Raw genomic sequence first — 14,750 nt, 5'->3', positions numbered from 1 at the left:
AAAGCAGCTGCAAGCTGCGAGTTTGAAGCGATTCCTTTACAGCAGCGGCGCCAGGTATTCGGTCCAGCGACTGATGTCTCCAGGCGTGCGCAGCAGGTCGTTGCGTACCTCGATCAACACCGACTCCAGGCCTCGTGCATCGCCGTGGACCGGCACGGTCATATCGCCCAGCGGGTTGATTTTGTACGGTTCATTACCGGCAACCTTCAAAGGGTGCTGGCTCAAACCGTCAATCAAACGCTGGGCATAGGTCGTGGCTTGCCCATACAACACGCCGATTTCCAGCATGCGTGGCTGGCCGTGATAGACCGGCGTGAAACTGTGAATGCCCACCACCCGTACAGGCCGCCCTTGAACGACACGTTGGTCAATCAAGGTGTGCAGTCGAGCATGAAAGGGCTCGAACAAGGATTGCCGACGGTACTCGCGGGTGGCTTCGTCGAGATCCCGGTTGCCCGGGACCTGATAGATTTCACTCTGCGCCGGAATGCTGTCCGGGGCTTGGCGCGGTCGGTTGAGGTCGACCAACAGTCGCGAATAATTGGCCGCCAACAACGTTGCGCCCAATGCCTGCGACAAACCCTCGGCCAGCGCCAGGGCACCGATGTCCCAGGCGATGTGCTCGCGGGCCGCCTCGTGACTCAGGCCCAAGTCATTTAACCCGGCAGGAATAAAACGACTGGCGTGCTCGCACACCAGAATCAACGGGTGCTGGGAGTCTTCCCGGCTCAAGGTGTACGCGGGCTCGGTGTAAAGACCGAGCTCAGCAGATTCAGTACAGGCGCGCATAGTGCTCGCAGCGTTCGGCGGTCGACAGCTGTTCCGTCAGTGTCAGTTCCTCGGTTTTAAGGGCGAAGTAGGTGTCCAGCAACGCCCTCGGCAGGGCTTCGATCAGTGCCTCGCTGTTGCGCAGGCAGTCCAGGGCCTGGGCAAGGGAAGCGGGCAGGGCGACGATGCCGCGCGCCTGGCGTTGTTCATCGTTCAGGGAATCGGGGACTTCATCGGTGATGGCGTTCAAGGCCAGGCGTTGCTCGATGCCCAACCGACCGGCAATCAGCAGCGCGGCCATGGCCAGGTGCGGCGAGGACGTGGCGTCCATGGCGCGAAATTCCAGGTTGAATTGCGTCGCCACCGATTTGCCGCCCAGGCTCGTCGTCGGGCAGATTCGCAGCGCCGCTTCGCGGTTGCGCTGCCCGAGGCACGCGTAGGACGCGCTCCAGTGATGGGGCTGCAAACGCTCGTAAGACACCGGCGTCGGTGCAGTAAACGCACAGAGCGCAGGCAAGTAATGCAGGATGCCAGCGGCCCAGTGCTGGCCGAGGGTCGACAAGCCATTGGTGGTGCCGGCGTCGTACATCACCGGTTGGCCGGCCAGGTCCAGCAGGCTGACGTGCAGGTGCACGCCGTTACACACCGCCTGCTCCGAGGGCTTGGGCGCGAAGCTCAAATCCAGGCCCATTTGCCGGGCGATCTCGCGGGTGATTTCACGAACGTTCACCGCGCGGTCGGCAACCGCCACCCCAAGGGTCGGGCGACAGGTGATTTCGTATTGATGCTTGCCGTACTCGGGCAGGAACATTTCCGGTTCGACGCCACCCGCGCGCAAGGCGCTGAGCAGCCAACCACCAAATTCGGCACCCTGACGCTGGGCTTGCAGAGAAAACGCCAGGTGTTCAACTTCGCCGGTGTTCATGTTGAACTCATGCTCGAATGCAGCATTGACCTGCAAACCCAACTCGGCGCGATAACGCTCTACCTCGTTGCGCAACAGCGTACGCGGGCAAGCACCCCAAGGGCGTCCATCGGTTTCGCGAATGTCGCTGTGAATAAAATCCAGCGCCGGGGCGTCGGGATCCGGGCCGTTATTGACCGTCACTCGGCTGGCCAGATCGGGCATCAGCCGCAAATCACCATAAGCGCCCCAAGGATTTGTGGAGGCGATGATGTCTTGTGGGGTCAGGGCACTGTTGGCCGGCACCCAGCCACACCCCGCCCTTTGATAGTGCTCGAGTTCGTCCGTGGGAAAGGAGCGCCCGCGAGTCACGCCAATCAGGTCGGTGGTGACGAGGGTGGTCATGGGCAGTGGCAGCAGGCGCTCGCTCATGGCTGCATCTCCTGCAACCGGCCGAGCACGGTCTGGGTGTCGGTGATCCAGCAGTAACCCTTGATTGCATTCAGGCAGGCCTGATGCCGCTCGGCTGTGTAAGTCGCGCAGGCATCTTCCACCAGCGTCACGAAGTAACCGCGGTCGGCGGCATCACGCACGGCCATGTCCACGCACTGGTCGGTGACGATGCCGGCGATGATCAGGTGCCGCGTCTCGAGGTTGCGCAGCACGTAGTCGATATTGGTGGAGTTGAAGACCCCGGACGAGGTCTTGGGCAGCACGATTTCGTTTTCTACCGGGGTCAAGTCGTCGATGATCCGCGCTTGCGGGCTGCCATTGGGCAAGTGCATATCCGAGAGTTTGTGGTCCAGCGAGCGGTCGCGGCCATCAGCGGTGAGGCTTTCGATGATCGTGTGCAGCACGTTTTGCCTGGCGCTGCGAAAGGCGCTGAGCAGCCGGCGTTGATTGGGCACCACCTGCAGGCGGGTGCGGGTCAGGAAGTACTCGGCGTCCGGCCCGTCGAGGTGCGGGTCGAACTGCGGCTCAAGCCAGGCGCGTTGCATGTCCACCAGCAATAGCGCGGTGTGATCGGTGACGAACGGTAAATTCCGAGGCGAGTGGTGGGGGAGCGTGAACATCCTTATTTTTCCTCCAGCAGGTGAGTGTCGAAGTCGGTCCGCAGGGTATCGATGCCTTCCAGGCGATCGGCCAGATCAGGACTGCGCAGGGTCAGGCAGGCAATCAGCGCCTCGACCTGAGCCAGCGCCGGGACCAGGGAGTCGAAGGCCGACACCGATTCCACCGGCGCACTGATAATCAGGTCGGCCATTTCTCGCAGCGGTGAAGCATAGATGTCAGTGAACAACACCACGCGTGCATATCGATTTTTCGCCGCATTGGCCACGCGCAGAGCCTGTGATTGGTAGCGGCGATAGTCGAACACCAGCACCACGTCCTGACGCTGCACGTCGAACAATCGGTCTGGCAGTTGCGCGTTGTCCTCCAGCGCGAAACAGCCAGGACGCAACAGGCGCAGGTGATTGAGCAAATAATTGGCGAGGAAACTGCTGAAGCGCCCGCCGAAGCAATGCACCTGATGGCGGGTGTCGAGCAGCCATTCCACCAGAATCCGCACATCTTCGGGCTGGGTCAGGGCGTGGGTGTCCACCAGCGCGCGATGGCTGTCCGCCAGATAATGGCTCCAGGCGTCGCCTTTCGGAAGATGAGAACGAGGCTGCAACAGGGTGCTGGGGGACCGGAGGCGGTGGTCCATGTCGCTGAGCAGGGCATCCTGGAAATCGGCGTAACCGCTGAAACCCAGTTTTTTCACCAGCCGCACGATGGTGGGGTCGCTGACACCGGCATGTTCGGCCAACCGTGACATCGGGCCCAGTCCGTTACGCGGGTACTGGTCCAACAAGGCACGGATGACTTTGCGTTCCGACGGCGTAAGGTCCAGGCCGGGATCGGTGAACAGGTCTCTGAGAGAAGGCATCCGGGCTCCTGCTGGATGGATGTGTCGGTTTCGTTTCACAAATTGCTAAAACAGTATTTATGTAGCGGACTCTACATGTCTAGTGAATTTTTTCATGGTTTTTTAAAGCCCCAAAATGGGGCGAAAGCTAGGTGCGCCCGGGGCTACACGGAAGTCGACAGAGCTTGTAGGTCATTGCCCCTAGCGGTGTCGGATATCGCCAATTCTCAAGTGAAATAAGTTTTTGAACGTGTATGACTGGATCAAACGAAACGTCCTGGATCGCGCTTCTTACGGCACAATTGAGCAATTGCCGCGGCGTGAAGCCGTTTCCCATTCCCATCGACCGAGTGATCCTTCGTGCAGGCAACCCGTGTGACCCTGATGTGCCACGCTCGAACCGTCGCACAGAAATTGGCGCGTTTTCCTACGAATGAGCCGTTGGAAATGGATTGGCTATCGGCAAGGGGATCTCGTTGTGCTCAGTTCAAAGGGACGCCACGATTGGTGTGTGGACCTGAACTGAGAACCCGGCAAACCGCCGAGCTGTTCGGCAGCGACGTGGAGATTGTCACGGCACTGAGGGATTGCGATTTCGGGAACTGGAAAGGCGCGCGGATCGACGATCTGCAAAAATCCGCAGCCACAACGCTGCAGATCTGGCTCGATGACCCGAACTCGGCACCCCACGGTGGCGAGTCGGTGGCGCAACTCTCTGAGCGGGTGGCCGCTTGGCTGAAAACGCTGGAGGCAACGCCCGTGCACACCGTTGCCATCACCCATCCGTTTGTCATTCGCGCCGCGCTGACGCAGGTGCTGCAAGGTGCAGCGTTCAACCTGATCGACGTTGAACCGCTGTCGGCCATCGAGTTGCGGTTCAACGGCCGCTGGCGCCTGCGCTTGCTGGGCACTGACTCTGAGGGAGCACATTGATGAAAAAACTTCTGGTCATTGGCATCGGCGCCGGCAACCCCGACTACATCACGATGCAAGCCGTGAAAGCGCTGAACCTCGTCGACGTGTTTTTCCTCATGGACAAGGGCCAGAGCAAAGACAAGCTGATCGACCTGCGCCGCGAGATCTGCGAGCGCTACATCACCGATCGCGACTACCGCTTCGTCGAAGCCCATAGCCCGGAGCGCGAACGCGGCGATGTGGACTACAAGGCCAGCGTGGAAGACTTGAACCTGGCCAAACAGCAGACCTTCGAACGGTTGATCAACGAGGAAATGACTGACGACCAGTGCGCAGGTTTTCTGGTGTGGGGCGATCCGGCGTTGTACGACAGCACGATTCGGATCTTGCAGGCGATTCTGGCTTCAGGCCGGTGCGTCTTTGAGTTCGAAGTGATCCCCGGCATCACCAGTGTCCAGGCGCTGGCGGCGCAGCATAAGGTGCCGCTGAACCGCATTGGCCGTTCGATTGAAATCACCACCGGCCGGCGGCTGGCGGCGGGGCAGGTGAGCGATGCCGACAGCCTGGTGGTGATGCTGGATGCGGAGGATTCCTACCATCAAGTGGTGGATCAGGAGACAGAGATTTACTGGGGGGCCTACCTCGGGACGCCGGATGAAATCCTGATCAGCGGCAAGCTCAAGGAGGTGGCGGATGAGATCGAACGGGTGCGCAAGGCGGCTCGGTTGGCCAATGGGTGGATTATGGACACGTATCTGCTGCGCAAACCTTGATCTCACGCCCAAACCGCTCCCGATACACCGATGGCGGCACGCCGACTACGCTACGAAACGCCACCCGAAAACTCTCCACCGAGCGATACCCACAGCGTTGGGCAATCTGGTCGGTGTTCTGATTCGTGCTCTCTAGCAGCTCGCGGGCCCGGCCCAGGCGCTCATGCTGCAACCAGGCTTTAGGTGGCATGCCAGTGGCTTCAGTGAACCGGCGCAGAAACGTCCGTTCACTCATGGCCGCCTCACTTGCCAGCTCGCGAACCTCCAGCGGTTCATGCAAACGCTCCCGCGCCCACTGCATGACGCGGGACAAATCGCTACGCGGCGTAGGACTGACCGGTGTCGGTATGAACTGCGCCTGTCCGCCGGTGCGTTGCGGCGCCATCACCAGCCGCCGCGCTACCGAGTTGGCCACCTGCGTACCGAAGTCCCGCGCCACCAAGTGCAGGCAGGCATCGATACCTGCAGCGCTGCCGGCCGAGGTGATCAACTGACCTGAATCAACATAAAGAACGTCCGGGTCCACCAGAATGTTCGGAAAACGCTCGGCCAACTCAGCGGTGTAACGCCAATGCGTCGTGGCGCCGCGACCGTCGAGCAACCCGGTGGCCGCCAGCACGAACACGCCCGAACAGATCGACAGCAGCCGCGCACCCCGTGCATGGGCCTGGTGCAGGGCCGCGATCAATGCCTCAGGCACCGGGGCGCTGCGATCACGCCAGCCGGGAATGATGATGGTCCGGGCGTCCTCGAGCAGTTCCATGCCGCCATCGGCCAGCACCTGAATGCCGCCCATGGCACGCATCGGGCCTTGATCGACAGCGGCGATCCGATGCTCGTACCAAGGGAAGTCGAACTCCGGACGTGCCAGGCCGAAGATCTCCACGGCGATGCCGAATTCGAACGTACAGAGGCCGTCGTAGGCCAGAATCGCAACTAATCCAGGGGTGGGCTGCATTTGGCGGAAAGTTCCCGGTGAGTGTCTTGTGCGCCACTGTAGCCGCAAGCGCCGGGCGGATAAAGTTTCTCACACCCACAGAGACTTTGGAGTACAGCCCATGACCAGCCTGGTCCGCGAGATTCCCGCCGCCCCATCGGCCATCGCCCTGATGCATTTCAGCAACCGTCTGACCTTCGAAACCGACTGTTCCGACGTCCACGGCAGCCAACAGGCCGGCGAGGTGGATTTTGTCCTGGTGGACGTGCGCGGTCCGCTCGCGTTCGAGCGTGGCCATGTGCCGGGAGCGATCAATATTCCGGGGCGACTGCTGAGCGCTGAAGGTCTGGCGGCTTACCCGAAAACCAGCTTGTTCGTGGTTTATTGCGCCGGACCCCACTGCAACGGCGCTAACAAGGCGGCGGTGAAGCTGGCAGCGCTGGGTTACCCGGTCAAGGAAATGATCGGCGGGGTGACCGGGTGGCTGGATGAAGGGTTTGAGTTGAGCACTGCAGTGCATCGGTCGGTGAATGCTGTGATCGGTTGCGAGTGCTGATCAAACGGTAGCCTGCGCCTCCCACCACCCATCCAGCGTCGTCTGTAACCACTCGAACACGGTTGCGTAGGCGGCGCTGTCCTGTTGATCCCGAGGCAGCGGTGACTCGCCGGAAAAATGCGCATTGAGCGTCGCCACTGATTCAGCATTCCACTCTGGATGAAACTGCACACCCACCCGCGTCGGCCCGACGCGATACATCTGCTGCTTGCACTGATCACTGCTGGCCAGCAACTGCGCGTTGGGCGGCAAGTCGATGGCGTCTTCGTGCCATTCCAGCACCTGCAACGTCGGGCCATCGACAAAGGTCACGGGCGTCCATCCGGTTTCGGTGCGGTCCATCCGCCGCACCTTCCCGCCCAGGCTCAGCGCCAGCAACTGCGCCCCCAGACAAATCGCAAACACCGCCGCGCCTTGATCCAGGCTGCCCGCCAGCCACTGGCGTTCAGCTTCCAGCCAAGCCGGCCCGGCGTTGGATTCATAAGGCCCGCCCAACAGGATCACGGGTGCTGCACTGACTGACGGCAACTGGCCGAGGTCGGCGCGAAACACGTTTAGCGTCAAACCTCGGGACGCAGCAAACTCGGCAATGGCGCCAGGACCTTCGGCGGGGTGGTGCTGGATCAGATTCAACGTTGGCATCAGGGCTCACTTGTAGTTTTTGCTTGTAGGTTTTGTCTGAAAGAAGGGCTTGTCCTACAGTCTTTGCACCGGCTTGGCGCACGCTTCAAGGAGGTTTAATTCGCCGGCCACTTTTCTATAAGTATTTGTCGCTTAAACACAATTTGCGCTCCTGAAGCCGCTCTAGACTTCCGGCCACTTCGGTGCTCTCCAACCGGACGCAGCCTACCGAAAGCTGCCAATAAAAGCCTTCGCATACAGGAGTTATAAATGAAGAAGCTAGTGATGTTCGGTGCCCTGGCACTGTCGATGTTGTCCCTGACGACCGTGGCCGAAGACGCCAAGCCGATCCGCCTCGGTATCGAAGCCGGTTACCCGCCATTCTCGATGAAAACCCCTGACGGCAAACTCACCGGTTTCGACGTGGACATCGGCGACGCGCTGTGCGAGCAGATGAAAGTGAAGTGCACCTGGGTCGAGCAAGAGTTCGACGGCCTGATCCCGGCCCTGAAGGTCAAGAAAATCGACGCGATCCTGTCGTCCATGACCATCACTGACGATCGCAAAAAGAACGTCGATTTCACCATCAAGTACTACCACACCCCGGCGCGCTTCGTGATGAAGGCCGGCACCGACGTCAAAGACCCGTTGACTGAGCTCAAAGGCAAGAAAGTCGGTGTGCTGCGCGCCAGTACCCACGACCGCTTCGCCACTGAAGTGCTGGTGCCGGCCGGTATCAATCTGGTCCGCTACGGCTCCCAGCAGGAAGCCAACCTGGACATGGTCGCCGGTCGTCTCGACGCGATGCTGGCCGACTCGGTCAACCTGGATGACGGTTTCCTGAAAACCGACGCCGGTAAAGGCTTCGCTTTCGTGGGCCCGACTTACGAAGACGCCAAGTACTTCGGCGGCGGCGCCGGTATTGCTGTGCGCAAGGGTGATAAAGAGCTGGCGGACAAATTCAACACCGCCATCACTGAAATCCGCGCCAACGGCAAGTACAAGCAAGTGCAAGACAAGTATTTTGACTTTGACGTTTACGGCCAGTAATTACGCCGTTCAAAAAAGTGGCAACCGTTGACGCGGTTGCCATTTTTTTTTATGTGATTTCGCAAGGTTTACATCCAGTCCCGGCTGCATTCCCACGCAGAGTGTGGCAACGATCGTTAGGGCGGCGTATCCGAAAAGAGATGTTAGGCTCTGCCCCGAATCCTGCACTTGTGAAGGAAGGTTTATGTTGAAGTTTCTCGCTCTGCTGACACTCCTGGTGTCTGCCACCGTCCACGCTCAAACCCCGCTGCAAACCGATCTGCCGCTCAAGTACCTGGAGCAGGTCAACCCCGAATCGCGCAATCAGCCCCTGGTGATTTTCCTCCACGGTTACGGCAGTAACGAGGAGGATTTGTTCGACATCAAGGATGAGTTGCCCGCGCCATACAACTACCTGTCGGTACGCGCACCGAGGGTGATGGAGGAGGGTAGTTACAAGTGGTTTCGCGAGAAGGGCAACGCTGCCTACAACGGTGAGACCGATGATCTGAAGTCCAGCGGCGAGGTCTTGCTGGATTTTGTCGCACAGGCGGCGAAGAAGTATCACACCGAACCCAACAAGGTATTCCTGGTGGGTTTCAGCCAGGGCGCGATCATGTCCTACGAGGTAGCCCTGCGTCATCCCGAGGCGGTGGGCGGGATCGCGGCGTTGAGCGGGCGGATTTTGCCGGTGCTCAAGTCCGAGCTGAAACCGGATGAAAACCGCCAGAAGCTGGCGATTTTCATCGGTCATGGCACGGCGGACAAACGCCTGCCGTACATTGACGGCACCGACGCCGACAGTCTGTTGCAGAGCCTGGCGCTAAAGCCTGAGTTTCATGCCTACCCTGGCGTCGGTCACAGCATCAGTGCCACCGAGATACAGGACTTGAGCGCCTGGTTGCAGCGTCTCAATCCCTGATGCTTATTTGCCGGTGACGATCTGTTTGACCAGCGTCTCGTGGCCGGCATTGTCACTGAGGCGGGAAATCACCTGAACGATCGCCATGCGCGTGTTGGACGCGGCCATCAGCGTGGTGTCGAGGGTTTTGCCGCCGCCCTGGGTGGCGGTGCTGTCGATCTGCCGCAGCCCCAGTCCGGTGCCTTTCTGGGTCAGGCTTTTTTCGCTGAGTTTGGTGAAGTCCGGCAGCGCCTGGGCTTGTTCGGTGGCGAAGTCGGAGGCCGCCGAGTCGAGGAACTGACCGTCGTTGTCTTTGACGTTGAGGCCGCCGGGGATGGTGTTTTCAGCCGCGATTACTACGGTTTTAGTGGCTTGATTGGTGTACATGGTGCCTGTTGCCCCGGCGGTACCGGTGGCCGCGTCGCCGGCGGGTAACGGGTTGGCGACGAAGCCCTTGGGCAGGGTGAACTTGAACTTGCCGCCGAGCATCGAGACTTTCTGTGCTGGCGCGGTATCGCTGGCAGTAGCCTTAGCGGCCTGCGCATTCAGCGCTCCCAAACTGGCAACCGCCGTCAGAAACAGGACAACGGTTTTTTTACTCAACAATGACATTCAGAAACTCCAGGGGATGGTCGGTCTCGCGATGGGGGGCGATCATCCCATGGAGGTTGCGGCGCATTCCAGCGCGGTCTAACGGACGGTCACGTTCCTTTGGCCAGCTTAGCGGGGATGGAAAGATGGGTTCACTGTTTGCTTACGGTGCGGCCGTAACGCGACACACCCCAAATAATGTCGGACGCGACCTCGATTCTTGGAAAGCTTTTGCACGGACCATAGCAACCAGCCCTGATTGGGAGTCAGGGGTATTCCTGCCTGGCATGCAAAACGGTCACGATCTCGATTCGATCCGTCACCCGGTAGACCACCAGGTAATTGGGGTGCACAACGATTTCCCGCGTACCGGGTACACGACCAAATCGATAAAGGTAGGGATGTTGCGGAAGGGCTGAGGTAGCAGCCTCGATGGCTTGGTACAGCTCGCTCGCCGCTACAAGGTGGCGGTCGCCAATATAATTAATGATTTGCCACAGTTCAGCCCGCGCTTCGGGCCGCCACTCAACCAGCATCGCGCTTATTGCGCTTGGCTTCGAGAAGGGATCGCATATCAGCCATTACCTGATCGTGCGGGACATTCGGGCGTGGATCATCGAGCGACGCCTGCACTTTGGCACGGAACCAACGGTCGTAGCTGGCGGCCTGCTCTTCGGTTTCAAACTCTGAAACGATGGGGGAAAGTTCGGCGCTCATAGTGACCTCCGGGATCAATACCTAGCAGTCTAATCGGTATGTGGCTTACTGTCGTGGGTGTCAAGATGAAATGCAACCTGCCAAGCACCACGTGGCCCTATCTCCCTACCTGATGGGAGCAACCACACGAAACCTCTCGCTTGCGACAGCCAACCCCTAAAAAATGTCAGAAGCTTCCTCAATTTTTTGAACGCTCTCATGCGTTTAACGTACGCGTTTAAAGACACCCGCTGTTACGTCCTAACGGCTACAACACCTTGCGTCGTTCCCTACGCGTGCGCCAGAATTCGCTGGCTTGTGCGGCTGTGGGGCGGGCTATATCGTTTCCCTGTCACTGAAAAACAGTGATCGGGTTTGGTAGACCCGTAGCATCGACGCATAGCGTCACCTTTGGCGGCCCTTTCCCAGGGCTGCGGTTTCATGGTGGCCATGCGTAGGGCTCCTCCGGGGGCGCCGGTTCCGATGCCCGGTCTACCAACCTCCGTATGGCCGCCACCCTCCGTTTGGTAGCGAGATGGTGATGGCTCCAATTAAGTAGCATCGGAGTTCCATCTATGTTCAAAGTTACGCCCAACCCCCCGAATACCGGTCCGATACCCTACGACGCCTTTCTTGATCTTGACCCCAAGAAAATGAAAGCGGCGGCTGACCGCGCACTCAGCTTCTACCTCAACCCCGGGGCGTCGAAAACGCAGATACCGCCCCGCAAGCCCAGCACCATTTTCACCATCGACGCAGCGGTGGATGACGAAACGATGCTCGTCGAGGCCTGCGAATCGTTGGCAGCAGCCAGCGCCATAGCCAACGATCTCACCGACTTGACGGACGGCCCACGACGCCAAACGATGCTGGTGCTGCAACGGGTGATCATGTTGGGTGAGTTAGCGGTCAATCGAGTACTGGACAACCACAAGCCTGGATAGCCGCCAGGCACTGTAGGAGCGAAGCTTGCTCGCGATGAAGGCGTCAGGTCTGACACACCGCGTTGTCGTTCTTCGCGGGCAAGCCTCGCTCCTACACCACAATCAGGTCACCAATCCCGTAGCGGCGAAGTTCGCACACGAAATCCCTTCCTTAAACCCGATTAAAATCCAGCATCGACGCCAAGCGACATCATCAGGGCTCCCAATTTGGAGCACCTTTGATGACCGACGCAATTAGCTTCACCCTCAAATTCCCCTTCAACAGTGCCAGCGGCGAGCTGATCTCGACGCTGCCCATCAAACGCCTCAAACGCAAAGACATCAGCGCCGCTCAGGCTGTAGCCCAAAAAGACGAAGGTGCGATGGAAGACATGCTCGTGGTCACGCTGGAAGGTCCGTTCAGCCCCCACGTCGCACCGGATAGCTCTTGATCACATCCAGAAACTCGATGCGACGTTCGCTAACCAGCAATTGTGGGAGCAGCTGTTCATACGCCTGTCGGTACGGCTTGCTCAGGTGACGCGAAATGAAGTCGTCCTTGCTGCAGTTCCAGGTTTCGTAAAGCACCAAGGTGTTCGGGTCGTCCTGGAGTTGGTGAACCCAGGTGTTGACGAAGTCTGGTTCGGCCGACATCTGGTGCACCACGTCCAGCAGCCGTTCTTTCATTTCGGCGTAACGTTCTGGTTTGGCCGGCAGGTAAACGATAAACGCGACTTGATCACTCATTTCATCACCTTCGAATGCTGTGAATGGGTTACTGCGCCTGGTTCTGCGGGAACAGGTTGCGACGGGTTTCTTCGTCGAACTCGGTCTTCAGCACCAGTCTCTCTTTAAGACCATGGGCACGTTGGGCGGCCGGACGGGCGCTGATTTCATCGAACAGGCGCTTGACGTTCGGGTGCGCCGCCAGACCGTTCTCGCCGAGGCTGTACGGCGCGTAGTTGGCCCAACCCCAGAGCGCCATATCGGCGATGCTGTAGGTGTCGCCGGCCAGGTACTGATGGTCGCTCAGGCGCTGATCGAGCACGCGGTAGTGGCGTTCGACTTCCTAGAGGTAGCGTTTTTTTGCGTAAGGCAGGTCTTCCGGTGCGTGGCGCAGGAAATGCACCGCCTGGCCGGAAAATGGCGACAGGCCAGTGGCGATGAACATCAGCCAGGACAGTAGCTCGGCCTGACCTGCGACGGAGGTCGGCAGGAAGCGCTGAGTGTTTTGCGCCAGATGCAGCAGGATCGCCTGGGAGTCGAAGACAGTAGCGTCGCCATCGACCAGGGCTGGCACTTTGGCGTTCGGGTTGATCGCCAAAAAGGCCGGCAGGTGTTGCTCGCCCTTGAAGGTGTCGACGCCGATCAATTCGTAGGGTGTTTGCAGTTCTTCGAGCAGCAGGGCGACTTTCATCGGGTTGGGCGAAGGGTGGAAAAAGAATTTCATGGTGTAGGCCTCAGTCAGTGATTGGTTTTGAACTGAGGCTGATGTTGAAGTAAACCTGTTCGAATGACGTGCGAGCTTTTTGCTTTACTCATTCGAAACTATCGAACGTGTTATCGGCACTTTGGTGGTTGATCGCGAGGTGGCGATGGCTGCACCGGCAATAATCAGCAGCGCAGGGACGATCAGAATCGGGCTGGCATGGCTGCGCCCGACGGTGATCAGCAACAACGTGGACATCAGCGGTGCGAGGTAGGAAAGCGCACCCAGCGTCGCCAGACTGCCGTGTTTGGTGGCGTGGTCCCAAGCAAAAAACGCCAGTCCGACCGGCCCCAGACCGAGGACGACAATCGCGGTCCATTGGTTGAAGTCGGGCTGTACCGTGGTTTCTAAGGCCAGGTGACAGACCAGTCCGGCCACGGCGACCAGGCCGCAGATTCCGCCGATGATGCTGCTCGGTACTTCGCTGAACCGGCGGTTGATCACCGAATAAACCGACCAGATCAGCGCACAGCCAAACGCCGCGAGATAACCGGCGATGGGCATCGCTGCACCCGCATTCGGGGCGTGCTGCTGCATGATGAAAGCCGTGCCGGCCAGGCCCAGCAGTGCGCCGAGCAATTGCCGTTTGTGCCGCTTTTCGCCGGCCGAAAACGCCGACAGCAACACCAGCAACAGCGGCCAAAGGTAATTGATCAGACTGACTTCGGCCGCCGGCGCAGCTTTGAGTGCGAAAAAGTACAACGCGTGATAAACGAAAATCCCGACGAACCCGGTCGCCCAAACAGCCCAGGGCTGGCGCCAGCTATTGAACCCGGCGATCCCGCGTCGGCCCATAATCACCAGGCTCGTCACGCCCGATGACATCAAGCAGCTTAGCGTTTGATTGCCGTACGTCCAGCGTCCGCCGTCGGGCTCATCGGTTTTGCCAGCAAGCGCTTGGTCACTCCGAGCATGCCCACTGACACCGTGACGCCAAGGGCAAACGCGGTCAGACCCATGCCAGGCAACGCCAACACCAACACCAGGCAAAACGCCGCGAACGAATACATCCCGGTCGCCGTCGCCCGCAGCAAAGCAGCGGTAAACGCCGGACCGCGGGTTTGCTGGGAGAACACCGCCATCACGCTGCCCAACACCGGGAACACGGCGAGCAGGCCGCTCCAGCGTTCGCCGACGCTGCTGGCCAACAACGTGACCGCGAGGGTGAGCAGTGCGCCGGCAATCATGCGCAACAGCAGTTTGTCGGACTTCGGCACCGGACCTGAAACGATTGGCTGTACCGAGGGAAACAGATACGGCGCCGCCAGCAGGGCAGTTGCGGCGGCGATCACCGAGAACATCAGGGACGGTGGAATCAACGACAGCACAACGGCCGCCGTGGCCCAGACTGACAGCGATATCACCAGCGCCCACGGCCAACTCGCGCGTTGAGCAACCCGAGCGTAAGTCACGCAAAAGGCAATCATCGCGAACATCGCGGACAGTGCAGCCGTCGCCGATTGAGCGGCGAACACCTGGCCCTGTTCGATGGCGAGAAAGAACAAAATCGGCCCGACCACCACCGGCAACCCCGACAGCCAACCGGCGACACTCGGTCCCCAGCGTTTACCGGCTAGGGAAATCAACAAGAGAAATCCTGGGATGACCAGCAGTTTGAGCATCAGCACGCACGCACCTCCGACCTGAGTGAGGCGGCAACGTTAGCATTGCGGACGGTTGATTGCTCTATGGATTGCTGCGTTTTGTATACAAAGTTGTTGCTACCGAGCGTGATTTG

18 protein-coding genes and 2 pseudogenes are annotated in these 14,750 nt (G+C 59.6%); 7 read left to right on the top strand and 13 right to left on the bottom strand.

What is annotated here, in order from left to right; translation table 11 throughout:
- Positions 1-36 precede the first annotated feature (36 nt).
- Genes ACYZTU_RS18380 through ACYZTU_RS18365 form a run of 4 tightly spaced genes read right to left on the bottom strand, consistent with a single transcriptional unit; the run spans position 37 to position 3,602 of the window.
- A complete protein-coding gene (locus ACYZTU_RS18380) occupies positions 37-789 on the bottom strand; it encodes an N-formylglutamate amidohydrolase (protein ID WP_461964624.1) in 753 nt (250 codons plus the stop codon).
- Positions 773-2,104, bottom strand: coding sequence for a glutamine synthetase family protein (locus ACYZTU_RS18375; protein WP_461964623.1), 1,332 nt, complete (start codon positions 2,102-2,104; stop codon positions 773-775). The genes ACYZTU_RS18380 and ACYZTU_RS18375 overlap by 17 nt, the downstream gene beginning before the upstream one ends.
- The gene (locus ACYZTU_RS18370; RefSeq protein ID WP_282382198.1) at positions 2,101-2,745 is read right to left on the bottom strand and encodes a cysteine hydrolase family protein; all 645 of its coding nucleotides are present in this window, start codon (positions 2,743-2,745) and stop codon (positions 2,101-2,103) included. Before ACYZTU_RS18370 ends, ACYZTU_RS18375 begins: the two co-directional genes overlap by 4 nt.
- 2 nt (positions 2,746-2,747) lie before the next feature.
- Entirely contained in the window at positions 2,748-3,602 is an 855-nt protein-coding gene (locus ACYZTU_RS18365) for a MurR/RpiR family transcriptional regulator (protein WP_461964622.1), read from the bottom strand.
- Positions 3,603-3,941: 339 nt separating this feature from the next.
- Here ACYZTU_RS18365 and ACYZTU_RS18360 point away from each other — a divergent pair, with 339 nt between their 5' ends.
- Together ACYZTU_RS18360 and cobF are read left to right on the top strand one after the other, a co-directional pair.
- Complete coding sequence (locus ACYZTU_RS18360) at positions 3,942-4,514, top strand: histidine phosphatase family protein (RefSeq protein ID WP_461964621.1); 573 nt, start codon at positions 3,942-3,944, stop codon at positions 4,512-4,514.
- On the top strand, positions 4,514-5,269 hold the full coding sequence (gene cobF, locus ACYZTU_RS18355) for a precorrin-6A synthase (deacetylating) (RefSeq protein WP_461964620.1): 756 nt from the start codon (positions 4,514-4,516) through the stop codon (positions 5,267-5,269). Before ACYZTU_RS18360 ends, cobF begins: the two co-directional genes overlap by 1 nt.
- On the opposite strand, the gene ftrA is transcribed toward cobF, so the two are convergent.
- Positions 5,238-6,227, bottom strand: coding sequence for a transcriptional regulator FtrA (gene ftrA, locus ACYZTU_RS18350; protein ID WP_461964619.1), 990 nt, complete (start codon positions 6,225-6,227; stop codon positions 5,238-5,240). The genes cobF and ftrA overlap by 32 nt on opposite strands.
- Before the next feature lie 100 nt (positions 6,228-6,327).
- On the opposite strand from ftrA, the gene ACYZTU_RS18345 reads away from it, so the two are divergent.
- Positions 6,328-6,762 (top strand): rhodanese-like domain-containing protein, encoded by a 435-nt coding sequence (locus tag ACYZTU_RS18345; protein ID WP_461964618.1) that lies wholly within the window; start codon positions 6,328-6,330, stop codon positions 6,760-6,762.
- On the opposite strand, the gene ACYZTU_RS18340 is transcribed toward ACYZTU_RS18345, so the two are convergent.
- A complete protein-coding gene (locus ACYZTU_RS18340; protein ID WP_461964617.1) occupies positions 6,763-7,404 on the bottom strand; it encodes a type 1 glutamine amidotransferase in 642 nt (213 codons plus the stop codon).
- Between the two features lie 249 nt (positions 7,405-7,653).
- Between ACYZTU_RS18340 and ACYZTU_RS18335 the strand changes: the two genes are divergently transcribed.
- Both ACYZTU_RS18335 and ACYZTU_RS18330 read left to right on the top strand, forming a co-directional pair.
- A complete protein-coding gene (locus tag ACYZTU_RS18335; RefSeq protein WP_461964616.1) occupies positions 7,654-8,433 on the top strand; it encodes an ABC transporter substrate-binding protein in 780 nt (259 codons plus the stop codon).
- 184 nt (positions 8,434-8,617) lie between these two features.
- A complete protein-coding gene (locus ACYZTU_RS18330) occupies positions 8,618-9,334 on the top strand; it encodes an alpha/beta hydrolase (protein ID WP_461964615.1) in 717 nt (238 codons plus the stop codon).
- Positions 9,335-9,337: 3 nt separating this feature from the next.
- Here the strand turns inward: ACYZTU_RS18330 and ACYZTU_RS18325 are convergent, their stop codons facing one another.
- The 3 genes from ACYZTU_RS18325 to relB all read right to left on the bottom strand — a co-directional run bounded on the left by ACYZTU_RS18325 (position 9,338) and on the right by relB (position 10,621).
- Positions 9,338-9,925, bottom strand: coding sequence for a DcrB/PsbP domain-containing protein (locus tag ACYZTU_RS18325; RefSeq protein ID WP_461964614.1), 588 nt, complete (start codon positions 9,923-9,925; stop codon positions 9,338-9,340).
- 245 nt (positions 9,926-10,170) lie between these two features.
- Positions 10,171-10,440 (bottom strand): type II toxin-antitoxin system RelE/ParE family toxin, encoded by a 270-nt coding sequence (locus ACYZTU_RS18320; protein WP_461964613.1) that lies wholly within the window; start codon positions 10,438-10,440, stop codon positions 10,171-10,173.
- The gene (gene relB / locus ACYZTU_RS18315) at positions 10,430-10,621 is read right to left on the bottom strand and encodes a type II toxin-antitoxin system RelB family antitoxin (RefSeq protein WP_007902309.1); all 192 of its coding nucleotides are present in this window, start codon (positions 10,619-10,621) and stop codon (positions 10,430-10,432) included. The genes ACYZTU_RS18320 and relB overlap by 11 nt, the downstream gene beginning before the upstream one ends.
- Before the next feature lie 554 nt (positions 10,622-11,175).
- Here relB and ACYZTU_RS18310 point away from each other — a divergent pair.
- Both ACYZTU_RS18310 and ACYZTU_RS18305 read left to right on the top strand, forming a co-directional pair.
- Complete coding sequence (locus ACYZTU_RS18310; protein WP_461964612.1) at positions 11,176-11,544, top strand: DUF6124 family protein; 369 nt, start codon at positions 11,176-11,178, stop codon at positions 11,542-11,544.
- Positions 11,545-11,765: 221 nt separating this feature from the next.
- A complete protein-coding gene (locus tag ACYZTU_RS18305; protein WP_461964611.1) occupies positions 11,766-11,975 on the top strand; it encodes a phage tail assembly protein in 210 nt (69 codons plus the stop codon).
- Here ACYZTU_RS18305 and ACYZTU_RS18300 read toward each other — a convergent pair.
- The 4 genes and pseudogenes from ACYZTU_RS18300 to ACYZTU_RS18285 all read right to left on the bottom strand — a co-directional run bounded on the left by ACYZTU_RS18300 (position 11,944) and on the right by ACYZTU_RS18285 (position 14,640).
- Positions 11,944-12,270 carry a putative quinol monooxygenase gene (locus ACYZTU_RS18300; RefSeq protein ID WP_461964610.1) on the bottom strand — a complete coding sequence of 109 codons (327 nt, stop codon included), beginning with the start codon at positions 12,268-12,270 and terminating at the stop codon, positions 11,944-11,946. The genes ACYZTU_RS18305 and ACYZTU_RS18300 overlap by 32 nt on opposite strands.
- Positions 12,271-12,298: 28 nt before the next feature.
- Positions 12,299-12,973: pseudogene (locus tag ACYZTU_RS18295) on the bottom strand (glutathione S-transferase family protein).
- Between the two features lie 84 nt (positions 12,974-13,057).
- Positions 13,058-13,825: pseudogene (locus ACYZTU_RS18290) on the bottom strand (DMT family transporter); the annotation flags it as partial.
- 20 nt (positions 13,826-13,845) lie between these two features.
- Positions 13,846-14,640, bottom strand: a complete 795-nt coding sequence (locus ACYZTU_RS18285) for a hypothetical protein (protein WP_461964609.1) — start codon at positions 14,638-14,640, stop codon at positions 13,846-13,848.
- Between the last annotated feature and the right edge of the window lie 110 nt (positions 14,641-14,750).

The organism is Pseudomonas sp. HLT2-19-2, assembly GCF_054898005.1.
The sequence above is the reverse complement of the archived record's forward strand: the minus strand, read 5'-3'. Positions and strand labels throughout refer to the sequence as shown.

What these genes read in the sequence shown, in the direction of transcription:
- ACYZTU_RS18380 (WP_461964624.1), bottom strand. Translation starts at nt 789, where the DNA reads ATGCGCGCCTGTACTGAATCTGCTGAGCTCGGTCTTTACACCGAGCCC.
- ACYZTU_RS18375 (WP_461964623.1), bottom strand. Translation starts at nt 2,104, where the DNA reads ATGAGCGAGCGCCTGCTGCCACTGCCCATGACCACCCTCGTCACCACC.
- ACYZTU_RS18370 (WP_282382198.1), bottom strand. Translation starts at nt 2,745, where the DNA reads ATGTTCACGCTCCCCCACCACTCGCCTCGGAATTTACCGTTCGTCACC.
- ACYZTU_RS18365 (WP_461964622.1), bottom strand. Translation starts at nt 3,602, where the DNA reads ATGCCTTCTCTCAGAGACCTGTTCACCGATCCCGGCCTGGACCTTACG.
- cobF (WP_461964620.1), top strand. Translation starts at nt 4,514, where the DNA reads ATGAAAAAACTTCTGGTCATTGGCATCGGCGCCGGCAACCCCGACTAC.
- ftrA (WP_461964619.1), bottom strand. Translation starts at nt 6,227, where the DNA reads ATGCAGCCCACCCCTGGATTAGTTGCGATTCTGGCCTACGACGGCCTC.
- ACYZTU_RS18345 (WP_461964618.1), top strand. Translation starts at nt 6,328, where the DNA reads ATGACCAGCCTGGTCCGCGAGATTCCCGCCGCCCCATCGGCCATCGCC.
- ACYZTU_RS18340 (WP_461964617.1), bottom strand. Translation starts at nt 7,404, where the DNA reads ATGCCAACGTTGAATCTGATCCAGCACCACCCCGCCGAAGGTCCTGGC.
- ACYZTU_RS18335 (WP_461964616.1), top strand. Translation starts at nt 7,654, where the DNA reads ATGAAGAAGCTAGTGATGTTCGGTGCCCTGGCACTGTCGATGTTGTCC.
- ACYZTU_RS18330 (WP_461964615.1), top strand. Translation starts at nt 8,618, where the DNA reads ATGTTGAAGTTTCTCGCTCTGCTGACACTCCTGGTGTCTGCCACCGTC.
- ACYZTU_RS18325 (WP_461964614.1), bottom strand. Translation starts at nt 9,925, where the DNA reads ATGTCATTGTTGAGTAAAAAAACCGTTGTCCTGTTTCTGACGGCGGTT.
- ACYZTU_RS18320 (WP_461964613.1), bottom strand. Translation starts at nt 10,440, where the DNA reads ATGCTGGTTGAGTGGCGGCCCGAAGCGCGGGCTGAACTGTGGCAAATC.
- relB (WP_007902309.1), bottom strand. Translation starts at nt 10,621, where the DNA reads ATGAGCGCCGAACTTTCCCCCATCGTTTCAGAGTTTGAAACCGAAGAG.
- ACYZTU_RS18310 (WP_461964612.1), top strand. Translation starts at nt 11,176, where the DNA reads ATGTTCAAAGTTACGCCCAACCCCCCGAATACCGGTCCGATACCCTAC.
- ACYZTU_RS18305 (WP_461964611.1), top strand. Translation starts at nt 11,766, where the DNA reads ATGACCGACGCAATTAGCTTCACCCTCAAATTCCCCTTCAACAGTGCC.
- ACYZTU_RS18300 (WP_461964610.1), bottom strand. Translation starts at nt 12,270, where the DNA reads ATGAGTGATCAAGTCGCGTTTATCGTTTACCTGCCGGCCAAACCAGAA.